The sequence below is a fragment of the Bradyrhizobium sp. genome (genome assembly GCF_049519115.1).
Taxonomy (GTDB): domain Bacteria; phylum Pseudomonadota; class Alphaproteobacteria; order Rhizobiales; family Xanthobacteraceae; genus Bradyrhizobium.
Genome location: NZ_JBEKRB010000002.1, coordinates 107,529 through 127,997 on the forward strand (window position 1 = coordinate 107,529; position 20,469 = coordinate 127,997).

A 20,469-nucleotide genomic window follows, 5' to 3' on the forward strand; every position below is an offset into this window, starting at 1 on the left:
CGCAAGACTCAAACCACCGTGCGATGCCGTTGGATGCAGGTCTGCAACACCTCATCCATCGGCCTCGTCCACCAACCTTCCGAGAAGATCTCGATCTCCGAATAGCCGGCGAAACCTTCCGCTTCGACGGCGGCGCGAAGCGATTTGATATCGATCAAGCCATCCCCCATCATGCCGCGGTCGTTGAGAATGTCCTTGGTCGGCACCAGCCAGTCGCAGACGTGGAACGCCAGCAGGCGATCCTTGGCCGCTCGGCGAATTTGCGGCAACACGTCCGGGTCCCACCAGATGTGATAGACGTCGAGCGCGACGCCGAGCGCGCCGGTGCGACCGGGATCGAGACGGTCGCAGATGTCGAGCGCTTGTTCGGTCGTGTTGACGCAGGCGCGGTCGGCCGCATAGGCCGGATGCAGCGGCTCGATTGCGAGCGGCATCTTGGCCCCACGCGCATAGTCCATCATCTCGGCAATGGCGTCTTCGACCTGGGCTCGCGCTGCGACGATGTCTTTGGAGACCGCGCTTCCCGGGCGCGAATATTGCGGCAGGCCGCCAACCACGAGCACGACACAAGGCGCACCGAGCGCCTTGGCTTCATCGACGGTGCGGCGGTTATCTTCGCGCACCTCGATCCGGCGAGCCGCATCAGACGTGAACATCCCGCCGCGGCAATAACCCGACAACTCAAGTCCCGCTTCGCGCACGGCGCGCGCGGCGCGGTCCAAACCCACAGCTGCGACCTGGTCGCGCCAGGGATCGATGGCGCGGATACCGTGTCGCGCGCAGGCATCGATGATCTGGACGAGGTCACCTTGCTTGCGGACAGTCGCGGTATTGAGCGACAGCCAGCGGTGATCGGCCGAAAAATCCCGCATCAGTTTTCTACGCCACGAACTGCGAGTACCGTTTTCATCCGCCGCGTCGCCAGCTCAGGATTGGCAAGCAATCCGGCCTGATCTGCCAAACGAAATAGCTCGGCCAGATGCAAGGTCGAGCGCGTGCTGTCCTGCCCACCGACCATGGTGAAATGGTCCTGATGACCGTTCAGATAGGCCATGAACACGATGCCGGTCTTGTAGAAGCGCGTCGGCGCCTTGAAGATGTGACGCGATAAAGCCACCGTCGGGCCCAGCACGTCGTGGAACCCTTGCGCGTCGGACGCCGCAAGTCGCGACAGCGCGTAGGACGCCGCCGGCGCGATCGCATCGAAAATGCCGAGCAGCGCGTGCGAATAGCCCTTGTCGTCGCCGGCGATCAGCTCCGCATAATTGAAATCGTCGCCGGTATACATCTTGACGCCGCCGGCCAACCGGCGGCGCATGTCGATCTCGCGCTGCTTGTCGAGCAGCGAGATCTTGACGCCATCGACCTTCGTTGCGTTCGCGTTGATGATCGCAACCGCGGTATCCATGGCTTTGCCAAGATCCGCCGTGCCCCAATAGCCTGATAACGCCGGGTCGAACATGTCGCCAAGCCAGTGGATGATCACGGGCTCGCTCACCTGCGACAGCACACGGTCATAAACCTTGGCGTAGTCGTCAGGGCTGCGGGCGATTTTGGCCAGGGCGCGCGAAGCCATCAAAATGATGCGGCCGCCGGCCTTCTCGATCGCCGCGATCTGCTTTTGATAGGCGCGGATCACGTCGTCGAGGCTCTTGGCGTCTTCAGTTGCCAGATGGTCGGTGCCGGCGCCGGAGAACACCAGCGCCGCCGGGCCCCTCGCCTTCGCGGCGCGTACCGAGCGCTGGATCAATTCGAGCGAGGTCGGCCAATCGAGCCCCATGCCGCGCTGGGCCGTGTCCATCGCTTCGGCCACGCCAAGACCGAGGTCCCAGATGTGTTCGCGAAAAGCAATCGTCTTGTCCCAGTCGACCGCCGCCGTCAGCCACGGATCGACATCGGCCAGCGGATCGGACACCACATGCGCGGCGGAGAATGCCACGCGGTTGAGCGTGCCTTCAAGGCGGGCAGGAAAGCTCCGCGACGCCGCGAGGCGATAAATTTCGATTCCGCCGCCAGCGGTCGGCAGTTTCAGCGACAACGAGGATGCAGGCATCACCGGTTTGTTCATGAGCCCTCTCCTCACACCTTGATCGGCGCGACGTCGATCCAGCGCCGCTCGCGCCAGCTCTGCAGCGCGCATTCGGCGAGTTGCACGCCCTTGGCGCCTTCGAGCAACGTGTATTTGTACGGCGCGTCCTCGCAGACGTGGCGAATGAACATTTCCCACTGTTCCTTGAAGCCGTTGTCGTAGGTCGTATTCTCGGGCAGCTTCTGCCAATCGGAATAGAAATCGTGCAGGCGCTTCTCGTCCGGATTCCATACCGGCCGCGGCGTCATCTGCCGTGCCTGGATGCTGCAATCGGCGAGCCCCGCCACCGCCGAGCCATGGGTGCCGTCGACCTGGAACGTGACGAGGTCGTCGCGATAGACCCGCGTCACCCAGCTCATGTTGATATGAGCGATCACGCCGCCCTTGAGACGGAACGTGGCATAAGCGGAATCGTCGGCGGTCGCCTTGTATTTCTTGTTCTGCTCGTCCCAACGCTCCGGAATATCGGTGTTGCCGATGCAGACCACGCTCTCGACCTCGCCGAAAAGATTATCGAGCACGTAGCGCCAGTGGCAGACCATGTCGAGAATGATGCCGCCGCCGTCTTCGACGCGATAATTCCACGACGGCCGCTGCGCTTCCTGCCAGTCGCCCTCGAACACCCAATAGCCGAATTCGCCCCGCACCGAGAGCATGCGGCCGAAGAACCCGGAATCGCGCAGGAAGGCGAGCTTCTTCAGGCCGGGCAGAAACAGCTTGTCCTGCACCACGCCATGCTTGAGGCCTTTGCTGTTGCCCAGCTTCACGATCGCAACCGCCTCTTCGAGGTTGGTCGCGGTCGGCTTCTCGCAATAGACGTGCTTGCCGGCGTTGAACGCTCTCGTCAGCAGCCCCGGCCGCGCCTGCGTGGTCGCGGCATCGAAGAACACCGCGTCTTTTTTGTCCGAGAGCGCCGCATCGAGGTCGGTGGTCCAGCGCTCGACCGCAAAGCGCTTGGCGAGCGCCTCGACCTTCCTCGCATCGCGGCCGACCAGTATCGGATCGGGCATCACGCGATCGCCGTTGGCAAGCTTCACGCCGCCCTGATCGCGGATCGCAATGATCGAGCGGATCAAATGCTGGTTGAGGCCCATCCGGCCGGTGACACCGTTCATGATCACGCCGAGGCGTTGCGTCGTCATATCGATTGCTCCTGCAATGTTTTTGCTTTTGGTTGTCGAAAGGCCTGCATGCTCGGCCATAGCGGATGGACGCCGGTGGCAAAGCCCGGCGTGCCGAGCGACCCCGTCAGGAGGTCGCCGTCATGGATGGCGAGCTGAACCCGATTGCCGGCACGCTCATAGAGATCGGGATGCGCCGCCAGGAACGCATTGGCCTCGTCGGATGGCGAATCGCCAAAGCCATCGACATAATGATGGCCGTTGCGCTCCGCGTGCGTGACGCCGATCAGGGCGCCGAGCGCGAGATCCTGCTGCACCGAGAGCCCGGCCTGACAGGTCAGGTCTTCGCCGGTGACAAAGAATTTCTCATTGCCCGTGCTCCATTTGGCAGCACGGGTCGCGTTGATCATGGACTTGTAGATTCCCTTGCACGACTTTGAGGAAATCCCGCGATAGCCGAGCGCACGCGCGCTGACGAAAGCGTTATAGGAATCGTCAGCCTCATCGATGATGAAATCGTAGACCGCAATCCCATCGAGCGGCGCTGCGCGGGTGAGATCGCGCGGCATCGGCTGCTCGATATAAAGAAGCCGGCTCGTGATCGGGGCGAGTGCTGAGTCCTGACCCAGGCGATCGACCAGATTCTTCAAATCACCGAGATCCGCATATTGCTCGTTGGCATCGAGCGTGACGCGGTAAGTGTAAGGCAGCTTCACCAGCTCGCGGCCGATACGGACCAGCCGCGACGCATCATTCTCGGGGTTACCGGCGAGTTTGAGTTTGAAATAGCGAGCCCCGGAATTTTCGCGTGCGTCTGCAACACCACCCGCGCCTTCGACCCTGTCGTCGAGGCCGACCGTGTGGCGGATCGCGACGCGGTCACGGCGTCGGCTTTGTGCCAGAAACCGCGTGATGTCGTCGTTGGCGAGATCAGGCGACATCCGCGCATCGACGCCGGCAATATTGGCCGCCATTCCGTCAAAGAAATTGACGCCGGCGCCGCGCAGCAGTGCGTCGAGAATGGCCTTGTTGATCTCGGCCGGACCGAAGATCGCCGCCAGCGGCGGAATATCCTCCTGCGCGCACTTCTCGATCTGTGCCGCGACACGGGAGGCGTGATGGCCGAATGCGGTATCGAAGCCGGAACCCGTCAGATAGAGCTGGCTCGCGATCGCCAGCGAGCGCCTCAATTCATCGACGGTTTGCTCAGTCGAAAGAGAAGCGCGCTTGTCGAACCATTTCGGCACCATCATCTCGGCGCTGGCGCCGACCGATCGGCCCTTGCCTTGGATCTCGACCTCGGCCCGCACGAACACCTGCGAGGCCGCCTCGACGACGACAGCGCCAAAACGAAACGGCCGGGCAAAACGCACCGGTCGTTCGAAAAGCGCGATATCCCGCACGGCCAGTCGCAGCGGCATGGTTACACCTTTAATCCAGCGGCGATTGCGTGAAGAAGTGCTTGCGAATGCGCTGGACCAGTTCCGAGAACACCGGATCGGTCATGGCATCGAGCGAACGCGGGCGCGGCAAGGGAACGTCGTAGATCGCGGCAATCGCGCCGGGCCGTTCGGTCATGACCAGCACGCGGTCGGCGAGAAAAACCGCTTCCGGTATGGAATGCGTGATCAGCAGCACCGTCTTTCCGGTCTCGCGCTGAATCCGCATCAATTCGACGTTCATGCGCTCGCGGGTCATGGCGTCGAGCGCCCCGAACGGCTCGTCCATCAGAATGATCTTGGGGTCGTGCACCAGCGCCCGGCAGATCGAGGCGCGTTGCTGCATGCCGCCGGAGAGCTGCCAGGGCAGCTTCTTTTCGAAACCTTCGAGCCCAACAAGTTTCAGCAGCGCCTTCGCCCGCGGCAGATATTCCTCGCGGGACAGCCGCTTCATGTCGATCGGCAGCATCACATTGTTGAGGATATTGCGCCAGGGCAGCAGCAACGAATTCTGGAACACGATGCCGACATTGCCGTGCGGCCTGTCGACCTTCTCGCCTTCGACGAAAATCTCGCCGGTCGAGGGCGGCAAAAGCCCGGAGATCATCTTCAGAAGCGTGGATTTGCCGCAGCCGGAGGGACCGACCACGACAAAGAATTCGCCGGTATTGATATCGAAATCGAGCGGCCGCAACGACGGCACGTCGCCGTCGCGCGAGCGATAGGTTTTCGACACACCCGACAATCGAATGCCGGGCGTCATCGTCGCGCCGCGATCGGCCACGACACGCAGATGCGCGCTCCGCGGGTCAGTGATGGATACTTTGCTTGTCGGAATCATTCAGCAAGTCCATCTATGGCGTCGTCCCTGCGAAAGCAGGGACCCATACGCCGTGACGTTGCTTTGGGGCACATCGGCAGAAACCCTCTCCATCACTGCGGCCGGTGGCTGTGGGTCCCTGCTTTCGCAGGGACGACATGAACCAATCGCCGCGCAAGAACCGTCACTTCGGCAGATAGTCATTGGTGTAAAATGCCTTCGGATTCTCCTTGGCCTTGGCTTCGAGCCCGCCATATTCGACCATCAGGTTGACGCTGTCGGTCATGTTCTGATCGGTGACCTGGAACGGCCGCTTGGCCTTGGTTTCCGCCGTGCGATAGAGCGGGATCGTCAGTTCAAACCCCTGCGTCAGCGTATCGATCTTGCCGCCCTTCGGATTGGCATCGAGGATCGATTGTGCCGCGCCCTTGGGGTCCTTCTCGGCGGCTTCCACCGCCTTGGTGGTCGCATCCATGAAGCGCTTCACGACATCCTGATTCGCCTTGACGTAGTCGGTGTTGGCGACAAGCCCCGACGACACCATGTTGATACCGTAGTCGGCGAACTTGATCGGAATGACATCCTTGCCGGTTGCATCTTTGATCTTCATCGACTGATCCATGACGTAACCGAGCAGAAGATCGGCCTGGCCGTTGATGACCGCGTTGAGCTTGGTCTGACCGTCTCCGGCGACCGTGGTGAAATCGCTTTCCTTCAGCCCGGTCTTTTTCAGGAACAGCGGCCAGATTTGCGTCATGGAATCGGCCGGCGTGATCGCCACCGTCTTGCCCTTGATGTCCTCGGGCTTCTTGATGTTCTTTTCGGCCAACCCCATCACCGACATCGGACTGGTCTGGAGCAGCACGCCGGTGGCGATGACGGGCGCGCCCTTGACCGCCGCGCGCATCATGGTCGGCACATCGACATAACCGAAATTGGCGGTCTTTGCGGCGACGGCCTGCGTGGTCGCCGCCGAACCGCGGCCTTCCTGGATTTCGAGATCGATGCCTTCGGCGGCATAAAGGCCCTTGGCCTTGCCATAGTAGAACGGCGCATGCTCGCCATAGACGTACCAATTGAGCATCAGTACGACCTTGTCGGCAGCCCGAGCCGGCAGCGCCGCCAACATCATTCCGATCAGCACCGTTGCAAGAGCTGCAACCAAACGCACCATGTCATCCTCCCAAAACCGTTCTTTCGAGCCGCCTTTTGCCGGCGGCTTTTTCAAATTAGTTCACGCCGTTAGAATGATGTCCTCACGCTGGCTGACGTGCCAGGGCACCACCAGCCGCTCGATCCGGTCGACGATCCAGAACAGCACTACGCCGAGCAGTGCCAGGATGACCAGCGCGGCAAACATTGTCGGCAGGTCGAAGGTCCCGATCGAGCGTTGCAGCACGTAACCGATGCCGGAATTGGAGCCGACGAATTCGCCGACCACCGCGCCGACAACCGCGAGCGTGACGGAAACCTTCAGGCCGGAAAAAATCGCCGGCATTGCATGCGGCAGATTGACCGCGCGAAAGACATGAAACCGGCTGCCCTGCATCGCACGCGCGAGATCCACCATATCGGGATCGACCGATTTAAACCCCTGCACCGCGGAAACCACCACCGGGAAAAATCCCAGCAGAAAGGCGGAGATGATTTTCGGGAAAATGCCGAATCCGAACCAGACCACGAACAGCGGCGCGATCGCGATCTTCGGCACCGACTGCGAGAATACCAGCAGCGGATAGACGTAACTCTCCACTGTCTTCGATCCCGCAATCAGCATGGCGACAGGAATGCCGAACAGCGCCGACAGCAGGAAGCCGCAGATCGTCGCGTAAGTCGTCGGCCAGGACTGCCGTGCCAATTCCGGCCAATCCTGCCACAGCACGGCAACGACATCGGCCGGTGCCGGGATTTGATAGGGCGGAATCTTGAACAGCCGGATCGAAAGATCCCAGGCGACCACGATGAAAATCAGGAACAGGACCGGACGCACCCACGCCGTGTTCAGCGCTTTCGACATCACTCCGGTTGCTTTCGATTCAGCCAAGCCTCACTCCCTTGGGTTTTCGATTTTTGCCGAAATTAACCCGTTGGATAAATACTGTCCAGCGCTTTTGAGTTGAGCAAATCTGTCGCTAGCTCGACGGATAAACATAATTTTAGAAGGCGGTAGCGCTTCAGCTTCGAATTTCGGGCGTTGACGATACGGACCAGCCGGGCTGGTGCCCGTCCACTTCCCCGCGCGACGGTAGCCAACCACCCCGTAATGCCAGTTCCGAAGGAGAACCGTCATGACAAACCATAAACTGCTTGCAGCCGCTGCGTTTTCGCTGGCCCTGGCCGGGCCGGCAGCCGCGGCGAGCGTCAGAACCGACGAGATGCCGGGCGCCTATCATGGGCGCGGTGGCCAAATGCACCAAATACGAGCCCAAGACTTTGACCACTTCAACTTCGGCATCGCCCGTCCGACCTATCATTCGGGCTGGGGCGGCCCTTATGGCGATGGTGATTATCCCGGCTCGGTCGACCAGAACATGGGACCACCCTATCGAGGATCTCATTAGGCCCGCTTAGAGAGCAGCCAGGCGAGCGCGAAGCTTTTATTTGGCGCTCGACAACAGCGGAACAGATGCGGGTAGCGCTTTTTTCTTGCCAAAGGCCGCCAGCGATTTTCCGGTCAGCGCGGCCAGCACCAGCGCTACCATGTGGTCAAGGCGTTCGTCCCTCGCCTCCTCGCCCAGAAGATCGCGGCCGAAGATCACGCTCAAGGTGGCGCTGTTGGAGAGATAGAAAAAACACAGCGCGGCGATCGAAATATATAGCTGCACCGGATCGACTGCGACGACGAAGTCGCCGCTCTGCACGCCCCGGCGCACCACGGTGCGGATCATTTCGACGAATGGCGAATGCATCGACTTCACTTTGGTGGAGCGCTTGAGATGGCGCGCCTTGGCGAGATTTTCGGTATTGAGCAGCGCCAGGAACTCGGGATTCCTCAGGAAATAATTCCAGGTGAATTCGATGAGACGTTCGATCGCTTCCGGCGGATCGAGGTGCTCGAGATCAAGTCCACGCTCCTCGACGCGGATTTGCTCATAGGCGCCTTCGAGCACGGTGAGATAAAGCTCGTCCTTCTTGCCGACGTGATAGTACAGCATGCGCTTGTTGGCGCCGGCCTTGGCCGCAATCCGGTCGACCCGCGCACCTGCCAATCCGTGGGCGGCAAATTCCTCTTTTGCCGCCTCAAGGATGCGAAGCCGCATCCCTTCCGGGTCGCGCTGCCACTTCTGGTTTCGCCGCGTCTTGGTCAACTCGCAAAAATCCCGCTGACGCCTTGAGAAGCGCCTGAACATGTCACTTCTGTCGCCTGTAGCACGCAAAGCGGAGAAAATGAACCACGTCGGGCATCGATGCTCCGCGACGGCGGCAGTGGCGCCGTCAATGCCGAGATGTTTATGATCCCATCATGTCCCTCTATTCGACGTTCATTCGTCCGCTCACGTTCCGGCTCGATCCCGAAACCGCCCATCATCTGGCGATCGCGATGGGCGCTCGCCTCGGCTGGGCAGCGGGCGCGATGCGGGCCGCGACGCTGGTCGACGACGCGCGGCTTTCGATCGATGTTGCGGGTTTGCATTTTCCCTCACCGATTGGGCTTGCCGCCGGCTTCGACAAGAGCGGTACGGCCATATCCGCGCTCGCCGGCCTCGGTTTCGGTTCGATCGAGATCGGCTCCATCTCAATCGATCCATCGATCGGAAATCCCAAGCCAAGATTGTGGCGCCTGCCCGATGACCGCGCCATCATCGTGCATTACGGCCTGCCTAACGACGGCGCGGTCGCGATCGACAGGCGCCTGTCCACAACGCGGTTGCCCGTGCCTCTCGGCATCAATCTGGTCGTGACCAACCGCGGCGCGGGAGCGCTTCCCTTGAACGCCGATCAGATCATCGACGAATACGTTGCCGCGGCCAAAATCATGGCGCCGCATGCCGATTACCTGATGCTGAACCTGTCATGCCCCAACACGGTCGACGGCCGCGATTTCTTCGCCGACTCCGGACATCTCGACGCGTGTCTCAGCGCGCTTGATGCGATCAAATTGAATCTCCCGGTGTTCCTCAAGGTCTCGCCGCTGGGCGGCGTCGAGGCGATCGAACGCGTGCTCGCAGCGGCCGATGCGAGAGGATTTGTCTCTGGCTTCATGTTCAACCTGCCGCCCGTGAAGCCGGAAGGAATGAACACGCCTGAAACAGTCTGGCGCGCACGGCCCGGTGCGGTATCCGGCCCACCGGCAACAGCGCTCGCCGATTTCTGTATCCGTGAAACTTTCCGGCGCATGGATCGGAAGCGCCACGTGCTGATCGGCGCCGGCGGCGTATCCAGCGCAGAAGACGCTTATGCCAAGATCCGCCTCGGTGCCTCGCTCGTGCAGCTTCTGACCGCGCTGATTTACGAAGGTCCAGGCGTCGTGCGGAGGATCACGGAGGGGCTTGCGGAATTGCTGGTGCGCGACGGCGTCACACATGTGGCCGATGCTGTCGGCGTGGATGCGGCGTAATAAGCCGCATGGTGCCTTTCGCGTTTCCGGAACTGACCCATCAATACCCGTTGGGACCGACGCGACCGGCCAAGGGGGCGGTTGCCCGAATTCGCAACAGTGGCTGGGCATTTTGCGAATAATTTCAGCGAAAAACTTGTGGAACCGGTGTTAATCTCGGCTTCGATCTGGCCGGGATAGCCCCTTAACCCATGACGGGAAACGCATGCAGGCTCTCTTCATCGGACAAACCTATATCGACGTCACCTTCATCACCGACCACATGCCGACCGGCGACGAAAAGCATGTCGCCTCGGCCTATGCGGTCTCATTCGGCGGCAACGCGGTCACCGCGGCGTTCTGTTGCGCCAAACTTGGGATCGTGCCGGACCTGATCGCGACCGTCGCCAATGACTGGCTCGGGCGAATGTTCCAGGACATGAGCGCGAAGTACGGAATTTCGATCCATCCGCGCAAGGTCAACACGTCCTCGCTCTCCTTCATCATGCCGAAGGACGGTAAGCGCGCCATCGTGCGATGCCGCGACGACGAGCATATTCACCCTTTTCCGCTTCTCAATCTCGGCGGCTGCCGCGCGCTGCATGTCGACGGTCACCAGCCGGACGCCGCGATCCATTACGCCAAGCTGTGCCGCGAAGCCGGCATCCTGACCTCGCTCGACGGCGGCGGCCTGCGCACCAACACCCATGAGCTTCTTGAATTCATCGACGTCGCCATCGTCGCCGAGCGTCTGTGCGAACAGATGGACCTGACACCGGAAAAAATGCTGGACTATCTCAAGGGCCGCGGCTGCCGCGTCGGCGGCGTGACGCAAGGCGAAAGAGGCCTGCTGTGGTACGACGAAGCTGGGGCTATCCGTACCATGCCCGCGCTCCCGATCTCGCGCGAACGCGTGCTCGATACGAACGGTGCCGGTGATGTATTTCACGGCGCCTATGTCTACTCCTACCTCGCCAATCCCGGCAAAAGCTGGCAGGACCACTTCGAATTCGCGCGCGCGGCCTCGACCTACAAGATCCAACGCCTCGGCAACGAGGCCGGATTACCGGCGCTTGCCGACATCGAAACCGTCAAGCAGGAGTTTCAGATCGGGCGCAAGAAGGAATTTTGGGATTAGGCATTTGCGGTTCGCTCAAACCAGCGCACCCTTCAGATCGAAGCTGAGATCGGCCGCCTTTTCAGGCCCGATCGACCGATGCAGCCCGAGAATCTTGCGGCCGAACACGTGGTCGGCCGCGCGGTTGACCGACTCGATCCCGACAAGCTGGCCTTGTTTGTAGCAAAACGCCGAGAACGAGCGCGCCTCGCGATCGCCGCGCACCACAACCTGATCGTATCCGGTGGTGAGACCCGCGATCTGAAGCTTGTCGTCGCCCTGATCGCTCCAGAACCACGGTAGACCATCATAGGCTTTGGCATCGCCGGTCAGCCTTGCCGCCACGCAGCGCGCCTGGTCGGTGGCGTTCTGTACGGACTCAAGCCGGAGCGAACCGCCGAAGCGCGGGCTTGCGAATAATGCGCAGTCGCCGATCGCCGAAATATCGGGATCAGCCGTCAACAGATGTTCGTTGACGATGATGCCCGACGCGACCGGGAGGCCGGCCTCGGCGGCAAGCTCGACATTCGGCAAGACCCCGACGCCGACCACGACCAGATCGGCCGGGATGTGCCGCCCGTCGCTGAGGCTGACGCCTGCAACTTTTTCGCCCGCGCTCTCGATGCTGGTCGCTTGCACGCCAAGATGAATGCGGATGCCGGCCGAGGTATGTCTTGTTTGGAAATAATCCGAGATCTCCGCGGTGACGGCGCGCGCCATTACCCGCGAACCGAGTTCGATCACATCGACCTCAAGCCCCTTGGCGCGTGCGGTTGCGGCAAATTCGAGACCGATGAAGCCTGCGCCGATCACCGCAACATGTCGCGCGATGCCGATCCGTTGCCGAAGCGCCTCGCTTTCGTCGAGGATGCGCAGGTATTTGACATCGGCGAGGTTGGCGTTGGGGAGATCGAGCAGACGGTTACGCGCGCCTGTCGCTAGCACCAGGTGCCCGTAGTCGAGAAAGGCCCCTGAGGTGAGCAACAGCCGGTGGGCGGCGCGATCGATAAAGGCCGCTCGGTCGCTGATCAGTTCGATGTTCTGGTCACGGTAGAATTTGTCGGGACGGAACATCAGGCTGTCGGGGCGCCCTTCGCCCTTGAGATACGCCTTTGACAAAGGCGGCCGCTGATAGGGCAGATGCGGCTCGTCGTTGATCAGGCAGATGCGCTCGCCAAACCCATGCTGGCGCAGGGAGACGGCAACCTGGAAACCGGCGTGGCCGGCACCGACGATCAGGACAGATTTCTGTGTCATGAATTCAAATTGGTACGATACGAAGCGGCAGGCTGTCAAAGCCGCGCAGCGTATTGTTCAGCCGCCGCCGCGGCTCCGCCGTCATTTCGAGCGATGCCACGCGCTTCAAAAGCGCGCCCAATACCGCCTCGGTTTCCAGCCGCGCCACAGCCTGTCCGACGCAACCATGACTGCCGGTGCCAAAGGTCATGTGCCCGGCCGCGCGGCGGTTGACGTCGAACGTATCAGGCCGCTCCCACCGGCGCGGATCGCGGTTGGCGGCGGCAAAGAACAGCAGGACTTTCTCTCCTTCGCCAAGTTCGACGCCGCCGACCTCGACGGGTCTGGTCGTGGTACGGAAGAAAGTCTGAAGTGGCGCCTCGAAGCGCAACACCTCCTCAAAGGCGCCGCGGATCAAGTTCGGATTGTCGCGAAGAGCCTGCCATTGCTCAGGGTAGCGCGCGAGGCAATAGAGCGCGTTGCCGATCCCATAGACGGTGGTGTCGATCCCCGCCGAGAGGAACGACCGCACCAGCATCCCGGCTTCGTCTTCCGACAACTCGCCGGCATCGACCGCCTCGAAAATCTGCGTGCCCAACTGACCGGGCGCCAATGCCGCGCGGCTGCATTTTGACATGATCCAGTCGCGAACCGGGCCGGCATTGGCCATCGCCCGCTGAAACAGATCGTTGCGCGGGCCGAACGAATTAAACACCATGCTGCCATACGGCAGCAGGTTCTCGCGGCCGTCCTCGGAAATCCCGACCGCGTCCGGGAACACTTTTAGCGGATAGGCTTCGGCCAAATCCGCAATGCCGTCGAATTCGCGTTGTTCGACCAATCGCGCGATCAGCGCCTCCGCCTCGCGTTCGAAGGTTTCCCGCAATACCTTGATCGCCGCGGGCAACAGGATTCGCGTCAACACCGCGCGGGTGCGGGTATGCAGCGGCGGGTCGGCTTCCAGGATGATGCTCGGCGGACGCCATGGCGGCTCTTTCCGGAAATCGCTCAAGCCTACGCCCGCAGACGAGCAATAAGTCTGCCAGTCGATCAAGGCATCGCGGACCTGCTCATGGCGGGCCATCGCCCAAATTCCATAGTGCGCGAGCCAAACCACCGGCCCCGCCTCGCGCAAGGCCTCATGATGAGGATAGGGATCGGTCAGAAATTCGTGCGAAAACGGATCCGCGTCCGAAATCGGCCGGCTCAACGTTGCCTGAACGCCCACGACGCCGCTCCCTGCTGTGCAACCGCGTCTTTCTGCGCGTAAGCGACATTTTGCAGCTTTTGCCGGGGATTGTCACCATTTGCCTTCTGCGATTTAAATGCGGTTGATCCATGACACCGAGACCTGCCGATGGCTACAAATGAAACAGGCATTCCGCCGCTCGATCCGGCGCTGCTAGCCATCGATGGCGCGGTTGCGACGATCACGCTCAACCGCCCCGCAACCTTCAACTCGATCGATCTTTCGATCGCCAAGCGGCTCGAGGCGCTCGCCGCCGAGGTCGAGGCGTCTGACGACATCAAGGTGCTCGTGATCGAAGGCGCCGGCCGCGCGTTTTGCGCCGGCGGCGACCTTCAGACCCTTGGGGCAGCAAGCGCGTCCGACACCATCGCGCCTGTGGTCGGCGAGCTACTGCATCACTACCACGCGTTCATCGCCGCGCTCTTACGAATGCCCAAGATCGTCGTCGCCAGCGTTCATGGTTCGGCTGCGGGCGCCGGCTTCTCGCTCGCCTTCATGGCCGATCTCTGCATCGCCGCCGAAGACGCGCGCTTCACGCCGGCTTACGCCAAGCTCGGCGCGTCGCCCGATGGCGGCGGCACGGTCGGGTTAACAGCCGCCGTTGGGCCGAGACGTGCCTTGCAGATCTTTCTCACCGAAGATCATTTTTCGGCCGCGCAAGCCCAGCAATGGGGTCTCATCGTCAAGGTCGTCCCATCGCCGGAGTTGAAGGCCGCCACGCGCGAACTTGCACTTCGGCTGGCGCAAAATGCGCCGTCCGCGATATCAGCCACCAAACGGCTGATCCAGCGCGCGCCCAAAAATTCGATCGAGCATCAGCTCGACGCCGAGCGCGATGCGATCATCGATTGCATGCATACGGATGAATTCCGGGCCGCGATAGGGAAGTTCATGCAAAAGGGAAAGTAGGCGACGACATCCCCGCGAGTCGTCACCGCCTTGTGCGCAATTGCGCACTGGCGCAGGGACCCATAACCACCGAAGCCGGTTGTGGTAAACGTCCGTCGGCTTGTCATCATGGTGAGATAACGCGGTATGGGTCCCTGCTTTCGCAGGGACGACAAGGATCAATTCGGGCAGATATACCCCGTGCCCGCAGGCGACTTGAAACAGCCGACCGACTCCGGGATCACGTGCTTGGGTAGCCAAAGCACCACTTTCGGGAAATAGATCGTGAAGGTGATGGTGACGAGGAACACGGCATAGATCGGCAGCGCCGCGCGCAACGCCTTGGAAAACGGCACACCGACGAATTTCGACGCCATCAGGAGCACGAGCCCGTAAGGCGGCGTGATCAGGCCGAACGCCAGCGTTGCGATCAGCACCACGCCCATGTGCACGCCGTTGATATCGCCGGCCTGGGTCAAGGTGTTCACCAGCGGCATGAAGATGATGATGGTCGGCACCGGCTCGATGAAATCGCCGATCACCGTGAACAGCAGCACCAGCAACAGCATCATATACTGGGGATCGTTGCCGGCAATCGACGTGATCCAGTCGGCAATCACGATGGCGCCGCGCAAGTAGGCCAGCATCCAGCCGAAGGCGTTAGCCGCGCCGATGGTAATCAACGGCAAGGAGAAAATCAGCCCGGCCAGACAGAAGTCGTAGGGGATTTTCCTGAAATGCCCGCGGTTGAGCGCGGGGATGACGACGGCGATGATCCAAATCACCGCGACCACGCCCGCTTCCGTCGGCGTGAACCAGCCGGTGAGAATGCCGCCCAGCAAAATCACCGGAATCATCAGCGGCAGCGCGGCGTCTCCGGTCGCAAACATCACCTGGCGCATCGAGGCGCGTGGCTTGCGCGTGCCGACGGGCCCGAAGAAATAGCAATAGATCATCAGCCCGAAGCCGATCATCAGGCCGGGCACCACGCCGGCCATGAACAGGCCCGCGATCGAGACATTGCCGACGGCACCATAGACCACCGCCGTGATGCTCGGCGGCACCAGTGCCGCGATGGTGGAAGCGGACGCGATGATCGCCGCGATAAAGGCGGGGCTATAGCCTTCGCGCCGCATCGGCGTGCCCAGCGCGCGGCTCATCACCGCGACATCGGCCGTGGTCGAGCCGGACATTTCCGAGAAGAACATGCTGAAGACGACGACCACCTGCGACAGCCCGCCCCTGATATGGCCGACCAGCGACAATGACAGGTTGGCAATCCGCACCACCACATTCGCCGAACTCATGAGCTCGCCGACCAGCAAGAAGAACGGAATGGCGAGAAGCGCCTCGGAATCAACGCCGTCGAATATCTTCTGGATGATCGCCGCCAGCGACACATCGGTGAGAAGCGCGCCGACAAAGACGCCCGCCATCAGCGAAAACGGCACCGGCACGCCGAGATAGCCGAAGAACAGGAAGCAGAACGACATCAGAGCCAGGACAAGCGGAGGACTCACAACCGCACCCTCGGATTAAAGGAAGTTTCAACGGGCGGGATGATCAGCTCCGGTTCGGGCTCCGGATGGTCGAAGCCGTTGCGGATGCCGTTGACGAGTTGCTCGACCGTGAACAACGCAATCAATATCGCCGATAGCGGGATCACCGCATAAAGCGAGGCGATCGGCGTGCCCGACGGCAGGCGGAAGCTGCCAAAGCCGCGGAGGTAGTTGATATAGCCGAACCAGATCAGGCAAAACGCCACGGCCAACACCACCATGCGGATGATGATCTCGACGATCATCCGGGGCGTGCCGTGCAAGGATTCCGAGATCGCCGTCAGATACAGATGATCGTTACGGCGGGTCGCCACCGCCGCCCCGATAAAGATCGCGTAGACGAACAAGGTCGAGGTGACTTCCTGCAGCCACAGCCAGGGATGGCCGATGGTGCGGGTGACGATGTCAAACATCACCGACAGCGAGAAGCCGAAGCACAGCGCCCCGCACACCATCATCAGCACGAGTTCGAGACGGTCGAACGCTCGCCATTTCAGATGATGCTGCCGCTGCAAGACCAGTTTGTCGACGATCGACATGGTCAATTGATCGTCCTGATCAGGTCCTTGAGCTTCTCCGCATGGGGACCGAGGTCCTTGGCGAGCTTGTCGAGATAGGGGTCGGCGATCTTCTGAAAACCCGTCTTGTCGACATCCGTGACGATCTTGACGCCGATCTTCTCCAGTTTGGCGGCCGCCGCCTTTTCCAGCTCGAACGCCCGCTTGGGCTCCTGGACGCTGACATCCCGTGCCGCCGCCTGCACCCATCCCCTTTGCTCGGCATTCAAGCTTTGCCAAAGCTTGTCGCTGATCCAGAGGATGGCGTTGTTGGCCTCGTGTTCGGTCATCGACAGCACCGGCGCGACCTCGTAGTGGCGGTTGATGAGATAGACGTTGACGGCGTTTTCACCGAAATCCATCACGCCAGTTTGCAGAGAAGTATAGACGCTTCCGAACGGCATGTGCACGGTTTGCGTGCCATAGGCGGCGAACATCGTGTCTTCGGTTGCGGTCGCCTGCACGCGAACCTTGTACCCTTTTAGGTCCTCGACCTTGCGCACTTCCCGTTTGCCGTACATGTGCCGAAAACCCTGGGTGCCAAGCCCAATGGCATGAATCCCTTGCACCGTCTCGTCGATCATGTCGCGGATGGCTTCGAACACTTTCGGATCGCCGAGCGCCTTGATGTTGTGGTCTTCATTGCGAAACAGATAATGCAGCGACATCACGCCTGCCTGCGGCGAGATGGTGGATGTATTGGCCGAAGACACGATCGCAAAATCGATGTCGCCCGAGCGCACGAGTTGCAGGATCTGCGGCTCCTGCCCAAGCTGCGCGCCCGGATACTGGTCGACCAGCATCGTGCCCTTGCTCAATTCCTTCAGCTTGGCCGAGAAGATGTCATAGGCGATGCTGTAGCCGGAATTGAGCTGCTGATCGTGAGCGAAGCGATAGTGCTTGACTTCTTGCGCGCCTGCCGCGGCCACAAACATCGCAGCAGCGAGAGCCCCCAGCAGGCTTGTTATTTTTCCTTGATGACGCAACGTGTCTTCCTCCCGTTGATTTTTTGCCCCGCGTTAATTGATGGCGCGGATCAAGTTCTTGATTTTCTCGGCATGCGGTCCGAGCCCCTTGGCGAGCGTGTCGAGATAGGGATCGGCGATCGCCGTGAAGCCGGACTTGTCGACATCGGTCACGACCTTGACGCCAATCGACTTCAGCTTTTCGGTCGACTGATGTTCGAGCTCAAGCGCCTTGGCCGGCTGGGTCCGGTTGACCTCGTCGGCGGCTGCCTGCACCCAGCCTTGTTGTTCGGGGTTAAGGCTGTTCCATAATTTGTCGCTGATCCAGACCAGGCTGTTATTGGCCTCGTGCTCCGTCAAGGACAGAACTGGAGCTACTTCGTAATGCTTGTTGGCGAGATAGACGTTGATGCCGTTTTCAGCGACGTCCATCACGCCGGTTTGCAACGAAGTATAGACGCTGCCGAACGGCATATGGACGATCTGGGCGCCGTAAGCCGGGAACATCGTATCCTCGGTCGGTGTTGCCTGAACCCGCACCTTCAGCCCCTTGATGTCCTCGATCTTTTTGATCTCGCGCTTGGCGTACATGTGACGAAGGCCGAGCGTGGCGAGCCCGATGACGCGGGCGCCCTGCACGGTGTCAGAGATCATCGCCTTGACGGCCTTGGAGACCTCGGGGTCGGCGATCGCCTTGATGAGATGGGCTTCATTGCGGAACAGGAAGTGCATCGACATCACGCCCGCCTGGGGCGAGAGCGTTGCCGCATTGGCCGAGGACGAAATGCAGAATTCGACGTCGCCGGATTTGACGAGCTGGAGCACCTGCGGCTCCTGCCCGAGCTGGGCGCCCGGATATTGGTCGATCAGCATCGTACCCTTGCTCAGGGTCTTGAGCTTGTCGGCGAAGATGTCACCGAGGATTCCGTATCCGGTGGTCTTCGGCTGATCATAGGCAAAGCGGTAATGCTTCACCTCTTGTGCGGTTACGCCCACCGCCGTGAAAAGAAAGGCAGCAACGAACGCAGCGAATAGCTTGCCAAAACTGGCCATCGTCTCCCCTCCCCGATTGTTTTCCCGATTATTTTTCCTGGGATCATCCCATCGGCCTTGTCGGGATGTCAATCGAACTCAGGGCGGAGAGCTGCTTTTGTCGCTTGGCGCATGCCGCGACCGTCACCTACCTCGTCATTTTCCTTGGGCGCGCATGAAATCGAAATCGCAGCCTTCATCGGCCTGCAAAATGGTCTCGTTGAACAGATGCGCATAGCCGCGTTTGGCCCATTCCGCCGTCGGCAGTTTGAGCGCCGCCCGGCGCTTGTCGAGCTCGGCGGCGTCGACCAAAAGGTCGATGCTGCGTTTGGCGACGTCGAGCCGGATCATGTCGCCGGTCTTCACTAGTGCCAGCGGACCTCCGACGGCGGATTCCGGCGTAATATGCAGCACGATGGTGCCGAATGCCGTTCCGCTCATCCGCGCGTCCGAAATCCGCACCATGTCCTTGACGCCCGTGCGCAACAGTTTGCTCGGGATCGGCAGATAGCCGGCTTCCGGCATGCCCGGCGCGCCCTTCGGTCCCGCATTGCGCAACACCAGCACATCGTCGGCCGAGACCTCCAGCGCCGGATCATCCACCCGCAGTGTCATGTCTTCGACGGATTCAAACACCACCGCGCGGCCGGTGTGCTGCAACAGCTTTGGCGTCGCCGCCGATTGCTTGATGACGGCGCCGCGCGGCGCAAGATTACCGTGCAGCACGGCCATCGAGCCCTGCGCATTGATCGGATTGTCGCGCGGCCGAATGACGTCCTGCCCCGGCACCTCTTCGGCGCCCGCGACCACGTCGCGCAACGTCGCACCGGTGATGGTTTTTGCATCGAGATCGATGAGGTCGCCGAGTTGTGCCATCAGTTTTGGCACGCCACCGGCGTGGTGGAAGTGTTCCATGTAATGCGCGCCGGATGGTTTCAGGTCGATCAAGACCGGTACCTCACGGCCCAGTTTGTCGAAAGCTGCAAGGTCGATGCGATGCGGGCTGCGGTTGGCCATCGCGGTCAAATGAATGAGGCCGTTGGTCGATCCGCCGATCGCCTGCATCACGACTTGTGCATTCCTGAAAGAAGACGCCGTCAACATTTCGCTCGGCTTCGGTCCCTTGGTCTTGGCCATTTCGGCGGCAACCTTACCGCTCGCCTCCGCCAGCCGAAAGCGTTCGGCATGGGGCGCCGGGATCGTCGCGCTCATCGGCAGCGACAGGCCGAGCGCTTCGGTGACACAGGCCATGGTGCTGGCGGTGCCCATCACCATGCAGGTGCCGACGGATGGCGCAAGCCGGTTACTCACCGCTTCGATCTCGACCTCGTCGATTTCGCCGGCGCGGTGTTTGCCCCACAGCCTGCGGCAATCGGTGCAGGCACCCAGCACCTCGCCGCGATGATGCCCGACCACCATGGGACCGACGGGAATAACGACGGTCGGCAGGTCGGCCGAGATCGCCGCCATGATCTGCGCCGGCAAGGTCTTGTCGCAACCGCCGATCACCACCACTGCGTCCATCGGCTGGGCACGGATCATCTCCTCGGTATCCATCGCCATCAGGTTGCGCAGGTACATCGAGGTCGGGTGCGAAAAGCTTTCCGCGATCGAAATGGTCGGAAACACCATCGGCATCGCGCCCGACAGCATCACGCCGCGCTTTACCGCCTCGATGATCTGCGGTGCATTGCCGTGGCAGGGATTATAGTCGCTATAGGTGTTGGTGATGCCGACGATCGGGCGGTTCAGCGCATCGTCCGAATAGCCCATCGCCTTGATGAAGACCTTGCGCAGAAACAGCGAAAAACCGGGATCGCCATAACTCGCCAGTCCCTTGCGCAAGCCGTCGGCCATTTT

At 61.2% G+C, this 20,469-nt stretch carries 19 protein-coding genes; 4 read left to right on the plus strand and 15 right to left on the minus strand.

Features of this window, described 5'->3' with window-relative positions; translation table 11 throughout:
- Window positions 1–8: 8 nt before the first annotated feature.
- From ABSE61_RS02335 to ABSE61_RS02365, 7 genes are all read right to left on the minus strand, one after another.
- Window positions 9–872 (minus strand): sugar phosphate isomerase/epimerase family protein, encoded by an 864-nt coding sequence (locus ABSE61_RS02335; protein WP_423869453.1) that lies wholly within the window; start codon window positions 870–872, stop codon window positions 9–11.
- Window positions 872–2,068 carry a dihydrodipicolinate synthase family protein gene (locus ABSE61_RS02340; RefSeq protein ID WP_423869454.1) on the minus strand — a complete coding sequence of 399 codons (1,197 nt, stop codon included), beginning with the start codon at window positions 2,066–2,068 and terminating at the stop codon, window positions 872–874. The genes ABSE61_RS02335 and ABSE61_RS02340 overlap by 1 nt, the downstream gene beginning before the upstream one ends.
- An 11-nt stretch (window positions 2,069–2,079) precedes the next feature.
- On the minus strand, window positions 2,080–3,231 hold the full coding sequence (locus ABSE61_RS02345; RefSeq protein ID WP_423869455.1) for a Gfo/Idh/MocA family protein: 1,152 nt from the start codon (window positions 3,229–3,231) through the stop codon (window positions 2,080–2,082).
- Window positions 3,228–4,631 carry a hypothetical protein gene (locus ABSE61_RS02350; protein ID WP_423869456.1) on the minus strand — a complete coding sequence of 468 codons (1,404 nt, stop codon included), beginning with the start codon at window positions 4,629–4,631 and terminating at the stop codon, window positions 3,228–3,230. Before ABSE61_RS02350 ends, ABSE61_RS02345 begins: the two co-directional genes overlap by 4 nt.
- 10 nt (window positions 4,632–4,641) lie before the next feature.
- Entirely contained in the window at window positions 4,642–5,490 is an 849-nt protein-coding gene (locus ABSE61_RS02355) for an ABC transporter ATP-binding protein (protein ID WP_423869457.1), read from the minus strand.
- A 163-nt stretch (window positions 5,491–5,653) separates the two neighbouring features.
- A complete protein-coding gene (locus ABSE61_RS02360) occupies window positions 5,654–6,643 on the minus strand; it encodes an ABC transporter substrate-binding protein (protein ID WP_423869458.1) in 990 nt (329 codons plus the stop codon).
- A gap of 60 nt (window positions 6,644–6,703) precedes the next feature.
- Complete coding sequence (locus tag ABSE61_RS02365) at window positions 6,704–7,486, minus strand: ABC transporter permease (RefSeq protein WP_423869650.1); 783 nt, start codon at window positions 7,484–7,486, stop codon at window positions 6,704–6,706.
- A gap of 271 nt (window positions 7,487–7,757) precedes the next feature.
- On the opposite strand from ABSE61_RS02365, the gene ABSE61_RS02370 reads away from it, so the two are divergent.
- A complete protein-coding gene (locus ABSE61_RS02370) occupies window positions 7,758–8,030 on the plus strand; it encodes a hypothetical protein (protein ID WP_423869459.1) in 273 nt (90 codons plus the stop codon).
- Between the two features lie 36 nt (window positions 8,031–8,066).
- Here the strand turns inward: ABSE61_RS02370 and ABSE61_RS02375 are convergent, their stop codons facing one another.
- On the minus strand, window positions 8,067–8,729 hold the full coding sequence (locus tag ABSE61_RS02375; protein WP_423869651.1) for a TetR family transcriptional regulator: 663 nt from the start codon (window positions 8,727–8,729) through the stop codon (window positions 8,067–8,069).
- A gap of 203 nt (window positions 8,730–8,932) precedes the next feature.
- Between ABSE61_RS02375 and ABSE61_RS02380 the strand changes: the two genes are divergently transcribed.
- Both ABSE61_RS02380 and ABSE61_RS02385 read left to right on the plus strand, forming a co-directional pair.
- The gene (locus tag ABSE61_RS02380; protein WP_423869460.1) at window positions 8,933–10,027 is read left to right on the plus strand and encodes a quinone-dependent dihydroorotate dehydrogenase; all 1,095 of its coding nucleotides are present in this window, start codon (window positions 8,933–8,935) and stop codon (window positions 10,025–10,027) included.
- Window positions 10,028–10,232: 205 nt separating this feature from the next.
- Window positions 10,233–11,144, plus strand: a complete 912-nt coding sequence (locus ABSE61_RS02385) for a sugar kinase (protein WP_423869461.1) — start codon at window positions 10,233–10,235, stop codon at window positions 11,142–11,144.
- 15 nt (window positions 11,145–11,159) lie between these two features.
- Here the strand turns inward: ABSE61_RS02385 and ABSE61_RS02390 are convergent, their stop codons facing one another.
- Window positions 11,160–12,380: an NAD(P)/FAD-dependent oxidoreductase gene (locus ABSE61_RS02390; protein WP_423869462.1), complete on the minus strand. Its 1,221-nt coding sequence runs from the start codon at window positions 12,378–12,380 to the stop codon at window positions 11,160–11,162.
- Between the two features lie 4 nt (window positions 12,381–12,384).
- On the minus strand, window positions 12,385–13,587 hold the full coding sequence (locus ABSE61_RS02395; protein WP_423869463.1) for a cytochrome P450: 1,203 nt from the start codon (window positions 13,585–13,587) through the stop codon (window positions 12,385–12,387).
- A 129-nt stretch (window positions 13,588–13,716) separates the two neighbouring features.
- On the opposite strand from ABSE61_RS02395, the gene ABSE61_RS02400 reads away from it, so the two are divergent.
- Window positions 13,717–14,517, plus strand: a complete 801-nt coding sequence (locus ABSE61_RS02400; protein ID WP_423869464.1) for an enoyl-CoA hydratase/isomerase family protein — start codon at window positions 13,717–13,719, stop codon at window positions 14,515–14,517.
- A 158-nt stretch (window positions 14,518–14,675) separates the two neighbouring features.
- On the opposite strand, the gene ABSE61_RS02405 is transcribed toward ABSE61_RS02400, so the two are convergent.
- The 5 genes from ABSE61_RS02405 to ABSE61_RS02425 all read right to left on the minus strand — a co-directional run bounded on the left by ABSE61_RS02405 (window position 14,676) and on the right by ABSE61_RS02425 (window position 20,466).
- The gene (locus tag ABSE61_RS02405) at window positions 14,676–16,016 is read right to left on the minus strand and encodes a TRAP transporter large permease (protein ID WP_423869465.1); all 1,341 of its coding nucleotides are present in this window, start codon (window positions 16,014–16,016) and stop codon (window positions 14,676–14,678) included.
- Window positions 16,013–16,594, minus strand: a complete 582-nt coding sequence (locus ABSE61_RS02410) for a TRAP transporter small permease (RefSeq protein WP_423869466.1) — start codon at window positions 16,592–16,594, stop codon at window positions 16,013–16,015. The genes ABSE61_RS02405 and ABSE61_RS02410 overlap by 4 nt, the downstream gene beginning before the upstream one ends.
- 2 nt (window positions 16,595–16,596) lie before the next feature.
- Window positions 16,597–17,547, minus strand: a complete 951-nt coding sequence (locus ABSE61_RS02415; protein WP_423869652.1) for a TRAP transporter substrate-binding protein — start codon at window positions 17,545–17,547, stop codon at window positions 16,597–16,599.
- An 84-nt stretch (window positions 17,548–17,631) separates the two neighbouring features.
- Entirely contained in the window at window positions 17,632–18,630 is a 999-nt protein-coding gene (locus ABSE61_RS02420; protein WP_423869467.1) for a TRAP transporter substrate-binding protein, read from the minus strand.
- Window positions 18,631–18,765: 135 nt separating this feature from the next.
- The gene (locus ABSE61_RS02425; RefSeq protein WP_423869468.1) at window positions 18,766–20,466 is read right to left on the minus strand and encodes an IlvD/Edd family dehydratase; all 1,701 of its coding nucleotides are present in this window, start codon (window positions 20,464–20,466) and stop codon (window positions 18,766–18,768) included.
- Window positions 20,467–20,469 lie beyond the last annotated feature (3 nt).

Excerpts from the sequence above, each read along its gene's own strand:
- ABSE61_RS02335 (WP_423869453.1), bottom strand. The coding sequence starts at position 872 with ATGCGGGATTTTTCGGCCGATCACCGCTGGCTGTCGCTCAATACCGCG.
- ABSE61_RS02375 (WP_423869651.1), bottom strand. The coding sequence starts at position 8,729 with ATGCGGCTTCGCATCCTTGAGGCGGCAAAAGAGGAATTTGCCGCCCAC.
- ABSE61_RS02390 (WP_423869462.1), bottom strand. The coding sequence starts at position 12,380 with ATGACACAGAAATCTGTCCTGATCGTCGGTGCCGGCCACGCCGGTTTC.
- ABSE61_RS02425 (WP_423869468.1), bottom strand. The coding sequence starts at position 20,466 with ATGGCCGACGGCTTGCGCAAGGGACTGGCGAGTTATGGCGATCCCGGT.
- ABSE61_RS02345 (WP_423869455.1), bottom strand. The coding sequence starts at position 3,231 with ATGACGACGCAACGCCTCGGCGTGATCATGAACGGTGTCACCGGCCGG.
- ABSE61_RS02380 (WP_423869460.1), top strand. The coding sequence starts at position 8,933 with ATGTCCCTCTATTCGACGTTCATTCGTCCGCTCACGTTCCGGCTCGAT.
- ABSE61_RS02400 (WP_423869464.1), top strand. The coding sequence starts at position 13,717 with ATGGCTACAAATGAAACAGGCATTCCGCCGCTCGATCCGGCGCTGCTA.
- ABSE61_RS02415 (WP_423869652.1), bottom strand. The coding sequence starts at position 17,547 with ATGTTTGTGGCCGCGGCAGGCGCGCAAGAAGTCAAGCACTATCGCTTC.
- ABSE61_RS02410 (WP_423869466.1), bottom strand. The coding sequence starts at position 16,594 with ATGTCGATCGTCGACAAACTGGTCTTGCAGCGGCAGCATCATCTGAAA.
- ABSE61_RS02385 (WP_423869461.1), top strand. The coding sequence starts at position 10,233 with ATGCAGGCTCTCTTCATCGGACAAACCTATATCGACGTCACCTTCATC.
- ABSE61_RS02420 (WP_423869467.1), bottom strand. The coding sequence starts at position 18,630 with ATGGCCAGTTTTGGCAAGCTATTCGCTGCGTTCGTTGCTGCCTTTCTT.
- ABSE61_RS02365 (WP_423869650.1), bottom strand. The coding sequence starts at position 7,486 with ATGTCGAAAGCGCTGAACACGGCGTGGGTGCGTCCGGTCCTGTTCCTG.
- ABSE61_RS02355 (WP_423869457.1), bottom strand. The coding sequence starts at position 5,490 with ATGATTCCGACAAGCAAAGTATCCATCACTGACCCGCGGAGCGCGCAT.
- ABSE61_RS02360 (WP_423869458.1), bottom strand. The coding sequence starts at position 6,643 with ATGGTGCGTTTGGTTGCAGCTCTTGCAACGGTGCTGATCGGAATGATG.
- ABSE61_RS02350 (WP_423869456.1), bottom strand. The coding sequence starts at position 4,631 with ATGCCGCTGCGACTGGCCGTGCGGGATATCGCGCTTTTCGAACGACCG.
- ABSE61_RS02370 (WP_423869459.1), top strand. The coding sequence starts at position 7,758 with ATGACAAACCATAAACTGCTTGCAGCCGCTGCGTTTTCGCTGGCCCTG.
- ABSE61_RS02340 (WP_423869454.1), bottom strand. The coding sequence starts at position 2,068 with ATGAACAAACCGGTGATGCCTGCATCCTCGTTGTCGCTGAAACTGCCG.